The sequence below is a fragment of the Paenibacillus sp. FSL K6-2524 genome, assembly GCF_038005525.1.
GTDB lineage: Bacteria > Bacillota > Bacilli > Paenibacillales > Paenibacillaceae > Fontibacillus > Fontibacillus anaericanus.
Genome location: NZ_JBBOSP010000001.1, coordinates 138,748 through 152,619 on the forward strand (window position 1 = coordinate 138,748; position 13,872 = coordinate 152,619).

The window sequence follows — 13,872 nt, forward strand, 5'->3', positions numbered from 1 at the left end:
GATTACATTACGAATACAATATATAAGAGCTTAACGACAACAAGCATCTTCTGCACCTTAGACGGGGAGGAGATGCTTGTTTTTTTATCGTCATAGGAGGTGTTTTTTATTCAAGGGAATAAGCGAGATCTATTCATGATAGCCGGTGTAATTATTGTTTTGGCAATTGTAGTGGTGATAGCGATATATTATAAAGCTCCTTCAAATCGTTCCACCGTTACTATCACGGGTGTTGATTCCACTATTGAGCTTGAGAAGGAAGAGGACAAGAATATTCCAGTGAATTCAGAACCGAGTCTGAGTGTCGTTTTACCTTATCTATTTGAGATGCTTGATTTTCAGGAAGAAGACGTAAAAGCTATTTCAGTAGAACGTGGCGGTATCCAGAAGGATATTCCAGACAATCGACTATTTGTTCTATTGCAATCGTTAAGATGGACGGATACGACTGTGGCAAGAGCTGAACAAGGTCCGCAAGCTGACGATGAGAAGGCAATGTTGCACTTCATTTTGCAGGATCATGAATATGATTTGCCTTATAACTTGAGTAACAATACGTTTGAAGTAGAGGGAGTATCTTATTACGCTGATGACCAAGTGCTGCTGTTAATGCAAGGCTTGCTTAGGGAAGACTCCGAATTAGCTGTGCTAGATATATTCCTGGAGAACGCTAGGGTAGAACAAGAGAGTGCTGGTAGCATCGACCCTATGCCCTTAAATGCAGAACAGACTGAAATGGGCGGCCTAGATTTTAATGGATGGGAAACAAAACTCCAGGATGCAGAAGTGATCTGGAAGATCCCTTACTATGATGATGGTACTGGTGAAGTTAAAGAAGCACGGAAATTTAGTAATGGGATTCTTATGTTGAACCGCCAGATTGTATTCACTAATGACTCTTATGCTACACAGGATGATGTTAAGGTTGGAATCACGTTAGATCAGGTCATGACTAAACTTGGCCCTGAAGCCTTGAAATTAGTCAGTAGATGGAGTTATAAAGTGGGAGATTACTATAAATTCCATCTATACTACAACGAAAATAAGGTAAAATATATTGTAATAAGCCAGCCGTTATAGAAGTTAGTCCACAAGCGCTGCTCAGCTCATAGGGGTGGCGTTTTGTAATTCTTCCAATAATCAACCCATTCCAAGTCATCTATTGGACGGATCATATTGAATTGATGTGTTGAACTGGATATAGTAGTACAAGAAGAAAACTTTGATGTAATATATAGAAGTTGCTCTAAAATTGTCTTTTGACTACGTGAATCTTAGAAGTATTTAGATTCACAGGATATAGAATGGAGATTTTGGACATGCCAGACAAGAAGGAAGTTCGTATTGTGCTCACGAGTACTCAGGGCGAGGATAAGAGTGTTCAGGAGATACGGGGCGAAGTCGTTGCCGGCGGAGAAGGCATCTTATATGTGAAGTATGAGGAGCCGGACAAAGGGCCAACAGGTGGAATAACACGAACGATGATCAAAATATCGAGTAATGAGCTGAAGATTATGCGGCATGGTGAAGTTGAATCGCAACAGGCATTCAAAGCGGGTCAACGGCTGCCGGGGTTTTACCATTCCCCATTTACGAAGTTTAATCTATCTACGGACACCAGTAGACTGGAGATCAATCTAGAAGGCGCATTTGGCACTGTGTTCTGGGAGTACGATTTGTACGCTTATGAAGAGTTATCAGGACATTTTGTTATCAGCTTAAATATACAGGAGGAAGTTTGATATGACACTCAATCCATTAGAACAAATGAACCAGAAGGTGAAGCAAGCCATTATTGAAGCCATTACAGCTGCTGGACTAGCGACTGAAGAAGAGATTCCAGCTATGGCTATGGAAATACCGAAAGAGAAGGCACATGGAGATCTAGCTACCAATGCGGCGATGCAGTTGACCCGGATTGCGAAGAAGAACCCACGCCAAATTGCTGAAGCCATTGTTAGTCATCTTGATTACGAGAAGGCGGGTATTGAAAAGGCGGAAATCGCTGGCCCTGGGTTTATCAATTTTACCGTGAGCAAGAGTTACTTGTATCCTGTGATCGAACAGGTCTATTCTCAAGGTAAAGATTATGGCCGGGTAAATGATGGACAAGGTAAAAAGATGCAAATGGAATTTGTTAGTGCTAATCCTACGGGGAGTTTACATTTAGGACATGCCCGCGGTGCAGCGGTTGGTGATGCCCTCTGTAACGTATTAGATTTCGCTGGTTATGATGTTACTCGTGAATATTACATTAATGATGCTGGTAATCAGGTAGTTAATCTGTGTAAGTCGATAGAAGCGCGTTACAAGCAAGAGCTTGGAATGGATACAGAAATGCCGGAAGACGGCTATCATGGTGAAGACATCAAGGGTTTCGCTAGAGAACTGGTTGCTGAGAAGGGTGAAGAATTACTGTCCTTAACACCAGAGGAACGTGAAGCATTCCTTCGTAAATATGGTCTAGAGAAGGAACTTGAGAAGATTAAGCGGGATTTGGGACGTTTTCGGGTTGGTTTTGATGTCTGGTTTAGTGAATCGTCTATGTATGAGGATGGACAGGTGGAGAACTCGCTTCAAGAACTACGGGCTAAAGGGCAAACCTTTGAATTGGATGGAGCCACTTGGTTGCGTACGACAGATTATGGTGATGATAAGGATCGTGTACTCGTTAAGAACGACGGTACCTATACTTATCTGACTCCAGACATCGCCTACCATCGGAATAAATATGACCGTGGTTTTGATCGTATGATCAACATCTGGGGCGCTGACCATCATGGATATATCCCTCGGGTGAAAGCAGCTATGGAAGCAATCGGCAATGATCCAGAAAAGCTTACCGTGCTTATAGCGCAAATGGTCAGTCTGTTCCAAGATGGTGAGAAGGTTAAAATGTCCAAACGGACAGGTAAAGCTGTAACTATGGTTGATTTGATGGATGAGGTTGGAGTAGATGCTATTCGTTATTTCTTCACGATGCGTAGTATGGATTCGCATCTTGATTTCGATATGGACTTGGCTATCTCCACATCTAATGAGAACCCTGTTTTTTATGTTCAATATGCGTATGCCCGGATTTGTAGCGTGTATCGTCAGGCGGAGGAGCAAGGCATTGTAATCCCATCTTTGGAGTCCATTAATTTAAACAAACTGACAGCAGAGCATGAGTATGACCTGTTGCGGAAGATTGGTGAACTACCGGAAGAAATCAGAACGACAGCGGAGAACTTTGCACCGCATCGACTCGTTCGTTATGTATATGAACTTGCTTCACTGTTCCACAGTTATTACAAGGCGGAGCGTGTAATTACTGAAGATAGTGAGCAGACGGTTGCACGTTTGGCTCTACTCGGGGCCGTTCGTACGACCTTGGCTAATGTTCTCACATTGATCGGAGTGTCTGCGCCAGAACGGATGTAATATTCCTTATTTGGCTACGGCATTCTAAGTCAATTAGAATGGATCGCCCTTTCCCTATTATGGGTGGAGGGCGATTTTTGTGTTTGTGGAAGTGGTGATTATCGCCCATATCATCGTCGTGACGGTCTAGGCTAGGATGAAGTGAGTTTTTTAGTTTTGCCGCGCAGCAGACGTGATGCATGGGCTTCCCCTGTGCCGGCTTTGGCTAAGGGACTGTTAGCGGGGAGCGCGCGGGCATTACGGCGGATCCGCCGCTTGACTTGGTCTGGAGTCATACCGGGGCGCAGGGATAGTAATAGGGCGATAGCTCCGCTGACATGGGAAGTCGCCATGGATGTGCCGCTCATTTCGCGATGCCCGCCTCCGAGCCAGCAAGAATAGATCTTTTCTCCGGGAGCGTAGATGTCGATATAGGATCCGTGGTTACTAAATGGAGCAATACGACCATTTTTACCTGTGGCTCCAACGGAGATAGTCTGAGAATAGCGGGCGGGGTAATCTACGCTACGGCTTTTCTTATCATTGCCTGAGGAGGCGACTACGATAATACCTGCCTCATGAGCTTTACGTATAATATTCTGTAGAGATACACTTTTGTTCTTCATACCAAAACTCATATTGACGATATGCATATGGTTCCTGACACACCAGTCGATACCAAGGATAATATCAGAGACGTAGGCAGAGCCATTATGATCAAAAGCTTTTACGGGATAAATCAAAGAACGGGGGGCAACACCGATGATGCCCTGCGAACCTCCAGATGCGGCGATCGTGCCAGAGATATGAGTACCGTGTCCGTTATCGTCGTGAGGTAGGCTAACGCGATTTAATAAATTAATTCCCCGTGCAAGTGAATAGCGAAGGTCGGGGTGTGAATAGTCCACCCCAGTGTCAATAACGCCGATCCGGATTTGACTTCCTGTCGAGAGAGACCAGGCCTCCGGAGCATCGATACGTCTGACACCCCAAGGAATTTCTGCACTACGTTCCTTACCTGGGGAGGCGGAGTGGACACTAACGATAGAATCCTCCTCCACTAATACACCGAATCGATTGCGGGTAACTTTGTCCGGTAAGCCTAGTGGACATAGGAAGGCCCGAAGCAAGGAAGAGGTGCGGACTCGCTTTAATGCTGGGAGCTTCCGTCTAAGTCTGTGTAGTTGGCGTAGACATTCGTTGTATTGTGCCGGATGGGGAAAGCGGATAATATATCGCCCGCTGGTTCCGGAGGTGTTTATGTGGCCATTTAAATATTGTAGGAATACGGAGTAGTCCATTATGGTAGCCCCTCCTGACGAAGTGTTGCAGTATATTATGATGATGTTCTAATCGCTGAGTGGGGAAGGGGCCCTGTTTATAGGAAATGGGCTAAGGGGTATGGTCTATGCAAATTACATAAATTTCTAAAGATAAGCTTGGATGTGCGTGTCAAAGTTAGAATCTGGACATAGGATGGAGTGAGAGCCGTAATAAGGCTTTCACTAACCTTCGGGGGGTTGCTCTATAGCTTCCTTTTGGAGAGGATACAGTCAGGAGACGGTGAACGCTCTGTTCCCGTCTTTTTCTTGTGTAGGTCACCCTAATCAGGGATCGAGGATTATTATAAACTTGCGACTTTTTTTAAACTTGCAATTTAGTTCCAAATAGGGTTTACTAATGTGTGATATGGATATGTTAGTGAAGGAATCAATTTTAATGATTGGTTTTACGTTTTAATTTGAATTTTAAATGAACATTGCGTGAGAGGAAGTGTCCGCCAGGTGAGTACTTCAATTAATTTGAAAATTGATCCGGAGAAAGTTTTTGAGATTCCGATGGTCGATTTGGCTTTTATGATTTTAAAAGTAGCAAATACACCTTATTACTATCGTGACCTTATGAAAGAGGTTGCTAAGGTTCGTGGTATGTCGGAGCAAGAGTCTAGTGAAGCGATTGCGCAATTATATACGGAGATCAATATTGATGGCCGTTTTGCTTGTGTTGGCACCAACTTGTGGGGCCTGAAACGCTGGTATCCAGTTGAGAAGTCTGAAGATCCAGTTGGTAACGCCAAACGTCCACGTATTATTAACGACGACGATGACGATCTTGAAGATGATGACTTTGCAGAAGAAGAATCCTTTACTCCGGATGGAGACGGCTTTGATAAGGTCGATGACGATCAAGATGAGTTGTTTGCGGATGAAGACGAGGAAGATGTTGAAGAAGTAGAAGAAGTGGAAGATGAGGCTCTTCTAGAGGATGCAGATTTGGATGAGGATGAAGACGAACTTGCAGATGAAGAAGATTCCGAAGATGATTTGGACGATAGCGAAGAAGATAAGTAAAATAGATTTCGTATCGTTGATTACACAATAAATTTGCCACATCAAGGTATCCTGAATACCCACCCTTATTCACTTGACAGAGGCTGAGGTAACGGGTAAACTATTGCATGGGCTTATGAATCAATCCAATAAATATGATTTCTTATAAAAGTGCCCCGATCCTATTCGGGTGTCACTTTTTTGTTTTTTTATTGCCCATTTAGCTATGGATTTATAGAAAATGGGTTACGCTAATGACTCTTGGGTCACCCGCATATCAGGTTTACTACTGAGGTAGTTTTGAGCACGTACTATATATAGGAGGTTTTTTGACGGTGGCAAAATATATTTTCGTAACAGGCGGAGTCGTTTCCTCGCTCGGGAAGGGGATTACGGCCGCATCGCTGGGAAGACTGCTGAAGAACAGGGGTTTAAAGGTAACAATCCAAAAATTTGATCCCTACTTGAATGTCGATCCGGGCACAATGAGTCCGTATCAGCATGGGGAAGTGTTCGTAACCGATGATGGTGCAGAAACGGATCTTGATTTGGGTCACTATGAACGGTTTATCGACATCAACCTTTCGAAGAACAACAATGTAACAACAGGTAAAATTTATTCTTCAGTAATTGGTAAAGAGCGTCGCGGGGAATACCTGGGTGGAACAGTACAGGTTATTCCGCATATTACGAACGAAATTAAAGAACGTGTATATCGTGCCGGACGTGAAGCCGGTTCTGATGTGGTCATTACCGAAATCGGGGGCACCGTCGGAGATATTGAAAGTTTGCCATTTCTTGAAGCCATTCGCCAAATCAAGAGTGACATTGGTCGTGAGAACGTTATGTACATCCATGTTACCCTTATTCCATATATCAAAGCTGCTGGTGAAGTGAAGACGAAACCAACTCAGCACAGTGTTAAAGAACTGCGTAGTATCGGTATCCAACCAAATGTTATCGTATGCCGGACTGAGCATGAACTATCCGATGATATGAAGGCTAAGATCGCACTATTCTGTGATATAGATGCTAGTGCGGTAGTAGAATGCCGTGATGCGGATACATTGTATCAAGTACCACTTAACTTGCGTGAAGAAGGTCTCGATGAGATTGCCGTCAATCATCTGAAATTGACAACTCCTCCAGCGGATATGAGCGAATGGGAGAATCTTGTAGAGCGAATCAACAAGCTTGAGAAAACAGTTGAAATTGCTATCGTAGGAAAATATGTAGCATTACACGATGCTTATCTAAGTGTAGTTGAATCGTTATCTCATGCTGGGTTTGATGCTAATGCCGATGTGAAAATTCGTTGGGTCAATGCGGAAGATATAACTGATGAGAACGTTGAGGAACATTTAGGTGGTATCGGTGGGATTCTCGTGCCAGGTGGGTTTGGTGACCGCGGTATCGAGGGTAAAATCTCAACGATCCGTTATGCACGCGAAAAGAACATTCCATTCTTCGGTATTTGCTTAGGCATGCAAGTGGCTGTTATTGAATACGCACGTTCGTTGGCTGGTCTTCCGGGTGCTAATAGCTCCGAAATCAATCCGTCAACTGAGTATCCGGTCATCGATTTGCTTCCAGAGCAGAAAGATATTGAAGACTTGGGTGGTACGATGCGTCTTGGTCTGTATCCATGTAAGCTTACTCCGGATTCACTTGCTATGCAGTGCTACGACGATGAACTTGTATACGAGAGACATCGTCATCGGTATGAGTTTAATAACACATACCGTGAAGCAATTGAAGCAGCAGGTCTGCGGATTTCCGGTACTTCACCAGATGGACGACTTGTCGAAATCGTTGAATTGCCGAACCATCCTTGGTTCTTGGCGGTACAATTCCATCCGGAATTCACTTCCCGTCCGAACCGTCCGCAGCCACTTTTCCGTGAGTTTGTTAAAGCGGCAATTACTCACTTGTCATAAGTTCATTTCTCTGTGAATCTTCACAGTAACTTCAAACATATATCAACCCCTTTTTTCCAAAAGAAGGTATTTCCTAATTAGAGGCGAATTAGTTGTTTGGTAAGAGTTAACTCTTAGGGGGGTTCTCGTTGGAAGAGAAGAAGATATTGATTGTTGATGATCAGAACGGTATTCGAATTTTGTTGATGGAAGTATTCAGTAGTGAGGGTTACAAGACATTCCAAGCTCCCAATGGCAAAATTGCTTTGGAAATCGTCCAGAGCGACGCCCCGGACTTGGTACTGCTCGACATGAAAATTCCGGGCATGGATGGACTAGAAATACTGCGACACATCAAGGAAGCCAATCCTGAGATTAAAGTCATCATGATGACCGCCTATGGCGAGCTTAATATTATTAAGCAAGCTACTGATCTGGGTGCGCTGATGCATTTCACCAAGCCATTTGATATTGATGAAATACGCATCGCGGTCCACGAGCAGTTAAGAAGCGGATCCCTATAGAGTGGAAAGGACCCTAACAACGGGCAATGTCATTAAGATAAGCTCAAAACGAAACCGAGAATAAAAATGAAATCCGAAACGGCATGGGTAAAAGAACTGTGCCGTTTTTTTTTGCGCAAGCAAGAAAAAAAGCGTACAGCAAACAAAGCGGATGAAATACCCGCTTAAAAAATGTTCATGTGAAACGAATTATGCTACTCTGTAAACGAAGCTAACAGCTGATTTATAGCGAATTTTGCGCGTATTCTTCTGCCCTGGGCGAATGGGTCGAATCGGCAAAATGTTTTTGCGAATCAGTCCTTCAACATCGGGCGGGGATCCATTGTCTCTTGAGTGCAGGAAATGTCTACAAACGTGAACGGCGACCGTGAAGTTGACTTGGTATTGATGCCGTTTATTCATTTGAGAAATGACTACGTGCGAGGTAATCATTTCAGTGAAATTGTACATGATCATTCTTGCGAAAATCTCTTGGGTGATGGACTCTCGCTTCTTTGCGTGAAAACTCGTCAGACCGACTGTGTATTTTAATGCCCTGAAAGAGGTTTCTATACCCCATCGCATGTTATAAATAGACCTGAGTTCATCGGGTGGGAAATCAGTGCTAGAAAGATTCGTAATGACGGTTTCATAAGCGCCACTCGGCAGGACGAAACGAACAACCCGAAAAAAAATGGGATAAAACAAGTTCTCATGCAAATCCAAAAAATCAAAAGTAGACGTGGAAGGGACGAACTTGTAAATTTCGGGATGAGCCTTGATCTCTTTGGTTTGTTTTTTGGTGAGTGTCAGATAAACGTCCATATCAAACGTTCCACCAGAGGGCAAACGCAAGCCTGAAAGAATACCATTAGAATCTAAATCCTTTACCCGAATAACATAGTTCCACCCTTTGCGTTCAATATGCGCAAAATTGTTGTAACTTTCATAACCTCTATCGGCAGTAACAATGGTTTTGTCTTTAATGGAGGAACGGTCAACCATATCTGCTAGTGCTCTTCTCTCGTTACACAACCTTCGTGGCTGAACAATGGCATCCACGTAAAGTCTGCTGCACAAATCATAGGCTGCATTCAAATGCAGAAGGTTATAGCCTTTCGTGTTCGGCTGACTTTGAAAATAGGTGTCCGTATCCGCAGAGTCTGTTGCGATATGCAAATCGGAACCGTCAACAGCAAGTAATCGATACCCTCGGTAGTGCTTGATATCCGTATAGGTTTGCGTAAATTTGTGAAACAAGAATTCCAGAGCTGAAGGCAGGATTTTATTTCTCTGCTGGACAAAAGCAGAAGTGGTCGCGGTGTTTACGTCATAGCCTTGCGATTCTAAGAGTTCCTTATACATGCTGTTCCCACCCATGGAGATCAAGAGTTGCATAACCGTTTCAAAGGGTAGCTTTTTCTTTCGGGTAAAGTCTTTTTCAGGGTTTTTGACATAAGGTGCTGGTGCGGCTGACATTTCTCGTAGAAGGGATGTCAGCGTTTCTTTTAGTGAATTCGCATACTCATTCATTGGCGTAACCTCCTCGTTTTTTCAAGGGGCTACGCCACACATTTCAATCTACTTGTCAAGTTCTATTTCTCAGTTTCGCGCAAAAAAAAGAGCAGGCTATCTTTTCGATAACCTGCTCTTTTCTTAATTTTTGGACCTATGCTTTAACTTAATGACATTGTAACAACGGGGTCCTTTTTTTTTGTGCAAAAGTATAAGATTCATTGCATAGATAAATTATAAAAGATGTTCACAAACACAATTGAAAGCTTGTTTAGTATTTTTGGCCTATTGTGATATAATGTCTTAGTGTGAATGTCGGCTAAAGATATGGATAAAACCAACACCCTTAGGAGGATTGAAATTATGCCATTAGTATCGATGAAAGACATGTTGAACAAGGCACTTGAAGGCAAATATGCAGTAGGTCAATTTAACATCAATAACCTTGAGTGGACGCAAGCAATTCTTGCTGCCGCTGAAGAAGAAAAATCACCAGTTATTCTTGGTGTATCTGAAGGTGCAGCACGCTACATGAGCGGTTTCACTACAATTGTTAAAATGGTAGAAGGTCTCATTCACGACATGAAGATTACTGTTCCTGTCGCTATCCATCTTGACCATGGTTCAAGCTTCGAGAAATGTAAAGAAGCTATCGATGCAGGATTTACTTCTGTAATGATCGATGGTTCACATCACCCAATCGAAGAAAACGTTGAAATGACTAAAAAAGTCGTTGAATATGCACATGCAAAAGGCGTTTCTGTAGAAGCTGAAGTTGGTACAGTAGGCGGACAAGAAGACGACGTTATCGGCGGAATCATGTATGCTAAACTTGAAGACTGCATCAAAATCACAGAAGCTGGTATCGATACTCTAGCTCCAGCTCTTGGTTCTGTACACGGACCTTACCATGGTGAGCCTAACCTTGGATTCAAAGAAATGGAAGAAATCTGCAACGCGATCAAACTTCCATTGGTACTTCATGGCGGAACAGGTATTCCTGAACACGACATCAAGAAATCAATCTCCTTGGGTACTTCCAAAATCAACGTAAACACTGAGAACCAAATCGTATTCGCGAAAGTTGTTCGTGAAGTACTTGCGGCACAACCAAATGCTTACGATCCACGTACCTTTATCAAACCAGGTCGTGAAGAAATCCAAAAAACAGTTGCTGGTAAAATGCGTGAGTTTGGATCCAGTAACAAAGCATAATAAACTTCTCTTCTGTGCCTGCTGACTAGAACACGGAGTGTAAGTTTGCCCGTGCTCTACCCGTTTGTCAGGCAAGTAGTTGAATAGGCAGATATGGAGAGCGCACCGCATAGCCGGTGTCTTTCCATTTTCATTGCCAAAAATGAAGGAAAATCATGTCGTTTACCGACTGCAAAATACGTAGGGGGACCCTTTAGCTTATGGAAAAACTAATGATCAGCGGCGGACGCCCGCTGCGCGGTACAGTATCGATCAGTGGTGCCAAGAACAGTGCAATTGCATTGATTCCGGCTGCAATCTTAGCAGAATCAGAAGTTGTACTTGATAATTTACCGCTTCTAAGCGATGTCGCAGTCTATGCAGAAATTCTGGAAGAATTGGGTGCGCGCGTATTTTGGGAAGGTAGTTATATGAAAATTGATCCTTCCGATATTAGATCTATTCCCATGGCCAATGGGCCTGTAAAGAAACTGCGTGCTTCATATTACATGATGGGCGCTATGTTAGGACGTTTTAAAGAGGCAACCATCGGATTGCCAGGAGGTTGTAATTTCGAACCTCGTCCGATTGATCAACATATTAAAGGGTTTGAAGCACTTGGTGCTACCGTGACGAACGAGCACGGTGCTATTCATTTGCATGCAAAAGAACTACGTGGCGCTAAAATCTACATGGATGTTAGCAGCGTAGGAGCAACAATTAACATCATGTTGGCTGCAACTCGAGCCAAAGGATCTACAATTATCGAAAATGCGGCTAAAGAGCCTGAGATTATAGATGTTGCAACACTGTTGAATTCTATGGGCGCAATTATTAAAGGCGCTGGAACGGAAACGATTAGGATTGAGGGCGTGTCTGAGCTGAAAGGCTGTCGTCATTCCATTATTCCGGATCGGATCCAAGCTGGAACGTATATGATTGCAGCGGCGGCGACGCGCGGCGATGTATTGATAGACGGCGTCATTCCGAAGCATTTAGAGGCGCTTACCGCCAAATTGATTGAAATGGGTGTTGGAGTAGAAGAATTGGATGAATCCATACGTGTTATGGGTGCTCCAAGATACGATCATGTGGATGTGAAAGCATTGATTTATCCAGGCTTTCCAACCGACGTGCAATCACCAATGACTAGTCTTTTGACTCAGGCTGAGGGTGTTAGCGTATTAAGCGACTTTGTTTATAGTAATCGTTTCAAACATGTGCCTGAACTAGTACGAATGGGTGCAAAGATTCGTGTTGAAGGGCGTTCTGCTATTATTGAAGGTGGCAAATTAAATGCGGCTAAGGTTAGAGCGGCTGATCTTCGTGCAGGGGCTGCGCTTGTCATTGCAGGATTGACCGTGGATGACGGCGTTACTGAAGTGTCTGGGGTAGAACTAATTGACCGTGGATACGACAATCTAGTAACTAATTTGCGCGCTTTGGGTGCGGACGTGTGGCGAGAAGAAGAGTAGTCTCTTGCCTAATGTCATAATTTACCACATAATTGGATATGCTAGATAGAATTGAACTAAAGACAATGGCACTCATCATCTATGTATACTAAGCTATTATGAATTCTGTCAGTACAAACTTTAGTTCAATCTATATAGTTGAGTTTATATGAAAAAATTGAATAGGTGGTTTTTACATGGATCTGCAAATTGCCGATTTGGAAGGAATGAAACTGACCGAGCTGTATAAGCTTGCGAAACAGTATCAGATTCCATACTACGGACAGTTGAAAAAGAAAGAATTGATTTTTGCTATTTTAAGAGCGCAAGCAGAACAAAGTGGACTTATGTTTATGGAAGGCGTACTTGAAATATTACCTGAGGGTTATGGATTTTTACGACCTATAAATTATTTGCCAAGTGCAGAGGACATTTATATTTCCGCTTCGCAAATACGGAAGTTTGACCTGAGAACAGGAGATTTAGTCTCTGGTAAATGCAGAACGCCAAAGGAGAACGAACGGTATTTCGGCCTTCTTCAGGTAAATGCGGTTAACGGGGAGAACCCCGCAGTGGCTGCTGAACGCCTACACTTCCCAGCATTAACTCCGCTTTACCCACAGACTAAGCTCGTGCTTGAAACATCCCCTAATCATTTATCTACCCGCATTATGGATGTACTCGCCCCAGTCGGACTCGGACAGCGTGGATTGATCGTAGCTCCGCCTAAGGCAGGGAAGACGCTGCTTCTGAAAGAAATTGCCCACAGCATTTCCACTAATCATCCCGAAATCGAGTTATTCGTATTGTTAATCGATGAGCGTCCGGAAGAAGTAACAGATATGCAGCGTTCGGTTAAAGGTGAAGTGGTTGCTTCTACATTCGATGAACTTCCAGAGAATCATATTAAAGTAGCCGAACTTGTATTACAGCGCGCTATTCGCTTAGTGGAACACAAGAAGGATGTTGTTATTTTAATGGACAGCATTACTCGTCTTGCACGGGCATATAACCTTGTTGTACCACCTTCGGGCCGGACTCTTAGCGGGGGGATTGATCCTGCAGCATTTCATCGTCCAAAGCGGTTTTTTGGCTCAGCTCGTAACGTAGAGGAAGGCGGAAGTCTAACTATTCTGGCTACCGCACTAGTAGATACGGGTTCGCGTATGGATGATATCATTTATGAAGAGTTTAAAGGTACAGGAAATATGGAACTTCACTTGGACCGCAAGCTGGCGGAACGTCGGATTTTTCCGGCTATCGATATTCGTCGCTCTGGTACTCGCCGTGAAGAAGTGTTGCTGAAGAAGGAAGAATTGGATACGATTTGGTCGATCCGTAAAAATATGAATGATTCTTACGATTTTGTGGAAGGTTTTCTGAAAAAGCTGCGAAACAGCAAGACAAATACGGAGTTCCTAGCTTCGTTCGACGCAGCAGGAAGCGCACCATCTGGAAGTAGTGGCGGAGCACGTCGCTCTGTACGTACTGCACCATCACCAGGATCTGGATCTGGTTCCGGATCTGGGTCTTAACAATCACGCCTGATTTCCCTGCT

11 protein-coding genes are annotated in these 13,872 nt (G+C 43.6%); 9 read left to right on the top strand and 2 right to left on the bottom strand.

All coding sequences use genetic code 11. From position 1 onward, the window contains the following. Positions 1-135 precede the first annotated feature (135 nt). From NST85_RS00615 to argS, 3 genes are all read left to right on the top strand, one after another. The gene (locus tag NST85_RS00615) at positions 136-1,080 is read left to right on the top strand and encodes a hypothetical protein (RefSeq protein ID WP_341188261.1); all 945 of its coding nucleotides are present in this window, start codon (positions 136-138) and stop codon (positions 1,078-1,080) included. A 239-nt stretch (positions 1,081-1,319) separates the two neighbouring features. Then, complete coding sequence (locus NST85_RS00620; protein ID WP_127194603.1) at positions 1,320-1,742, top strand: DUF1934 domain-containing protein; 423 nt, start codon at positions 1,320-1,322, stop codon at positions 1,740-1,742. 1 nt (position 1,743) lies between these two features. Further along, positions 1,744-3,423, top strand: coding sequence for an arginine--tRNA ligase (gene argS, locus NST85_RS00625; RefSeq protein ID WP_127194604.1), 1,680 nt, complete (start codon positions 1,744-1,746; stop codon positions 3,421-3,423). 131 nt (positions 3,424-3,554) lie between these two features. On the opposite strand, the gene NST85_RS00630 is transcribed toward argS, so the two are convergent. Next, complete coding sequence (locus tag NST85_RS00630; RefSeq protein ID WP_127194605.1) at positions 3,555-4,703, bottom strand: S8 family peptidase; 1,149 nt, start codon at positions 4,701-4,703, stop codon at positions 3,555-3,557. A gap of 483 nt (positions 4,704-5,186) precedes the next feature. Between NST85_RS00630 and rpoE the strand changes: the two genes are divergently transcribed. The 3 genes from rpoE (at position 5,187) to NST85_RS00645 (ending at position 8,172) form a co-directional block, all read left to right on the top strand. After that, positions 5,187-5,753 carry a DNA-directed RNA polymerase subunit delta gene (rpoE, locus tag NST85_RS00635; protein ID WP_127194606.1) on the top strand — a complete coding sequence of 189 codons (567 nt, stop codon included), beginning with the start codon at positions 5,187-5,189 and terminating at the stop codon, positions 5,751-5,753. Between the two features lie 314 nt (positions 5,754-6,067). Beyond that, on the top strand, positions 6,068-7,669 hold the full coding sequence (locus tag NST85_RS00640) for a CTP synthase (protein ID WP_127194607.1): 1,602 nt from the start codon (positions 6,068-6,070) through the stop codon (positions 7,667-7,669). 128 nt (positions 7,670-7,797) lie between these two features. Further along, positions 7,798-8,172, top strand: a complete 375-nt coding sequence (locus NST85_RS00645) for a response regulator (protein ID WP_127194608.1) — start codon at positions 7,798-7,800, stop codon at positions 8,170-8,172. A 189-nt stretch (positions 8,173-8,361) separates the two neighbouring features. On the opposite strand, the gene NST85_RS00650 is transcribed toward NST85_RS00645, so the two are convergent. Further along, positions 8,362-9,684, bottom strand: a complete 1,323-nt coding sequence (locus tag NST85_RS00650) for an IS4 family transposase (protein WP_341188262.1) — start codon at positions 9,682-9,684, stop codon at positions 8,362-8,364. Positions 9,685-10,029: 345 nt separating this feature from the next. Between NST85_RS00650 and fba the strand changes: the two genes are divergently transcribed. The 3 genes from fba to rho all read left to right on the top strand — a co-directional run bounded on the left by fba (position 10,030) and on the right by rho (position 13,849). Further along, positions 10,030-10,881: a class II fructose-1,6-bisphosphate aldolase gene (fba, locus tag NST85_RS00655; RefSeq protein ID WP_127194609.1), complete on the top strand. Its 852-nt coding sequence runs from the start codon at positions 10,030-10,032 to the stop codon at positions 10,879-10,881. 200 nt (positions 10,882-11,081) lie between these two features. Beyond that, positions 11,082-12,335 carry a UDP-N-acetylglucosamine 1-carboxyvinyltransferase gene (locus NST85_RS00660; RefSeq protein ID WP_127194610.1) on the top strand — a complete coding sequence of 418 codons (1,254 nt, stop codon included), beginning with the start codon at positions 11,082-11,084 and terminating at the stop codon, positions 12,333-12,335. A gap of 176 nt (positions 12,336-12,511) precedes the next feature. Beyond that, the gene (rho, locus tag NST85_RS00665; RefSeq protein WP_127194611.1) at positions 12,512-13,849 is read left to right on the top strand and encodes a transcription termination factor Rho; all 1,338 of its coding nucleotides are present in this window, start codon (positions 12,512-12,514) and stop codon (positions 13,847-13,849) included. Positions 13,850-13,872 lie beyond the last annotated feature (23 nt).

Excerpts from the sequence above, each read along its gene's own strand:
- NST85_RS00615 (WP_341188261.1), top strand. The coding sequence starts at position 136 with ATGATAGCCGGTGTAATTATTGTTTTGGCAATTGTAGTGGTGATAGCG.
- NST85_RS00630 (WP_127194605.1), bottom strand. The coding sequence starts at position 4,703 with ATGGACTACTCCGTATTCCTACAATATTTAAATGGCCACATAAACACC.
- NST85_RS00620 (WP_127194603.1), top strand. The coding sequence starts at position 1,320 with ATGCCAGACAAGAAGGAAGTTCGTATTGTGCTCACGAGTACTCAGGGC.
- NST85_RS00650 (WP_341188262.1), bottom strand. The coding sequence starts at position 9,684 with ATGAATGAGTATGCGAATTCACTAAAAGAAACGCTGACATCCCTTCTA.
- rho (WP_127194611.1), top strand. The coding sequence starts at position 12,512 with ATGGATCTGCAAATTGCCGATTTGGAAGGAATGAAACTGACCGAGCTG.
- argS (WP_127194604.1), top strand. The coding sequence starts at position 1,744 with ATGACACTCAATCCATTAGAACAAATGAACCAGAAGGTGAAGCAAGCC.
- NST85_RS00660 (WP_127194610.1), top strand. The coding sequence starts at position 11,082 with ATGGAAAAACTAATGATCAGCGGCGGACGCCCGCTGCGCGGTACAGTA.
- fba (WP_127194609.1), top strand. The coding sequence starts at position 10,030 with ATGCCATTAGTATCGATGAAAGACATGTTGAACAAGGCACTTGAAGGC.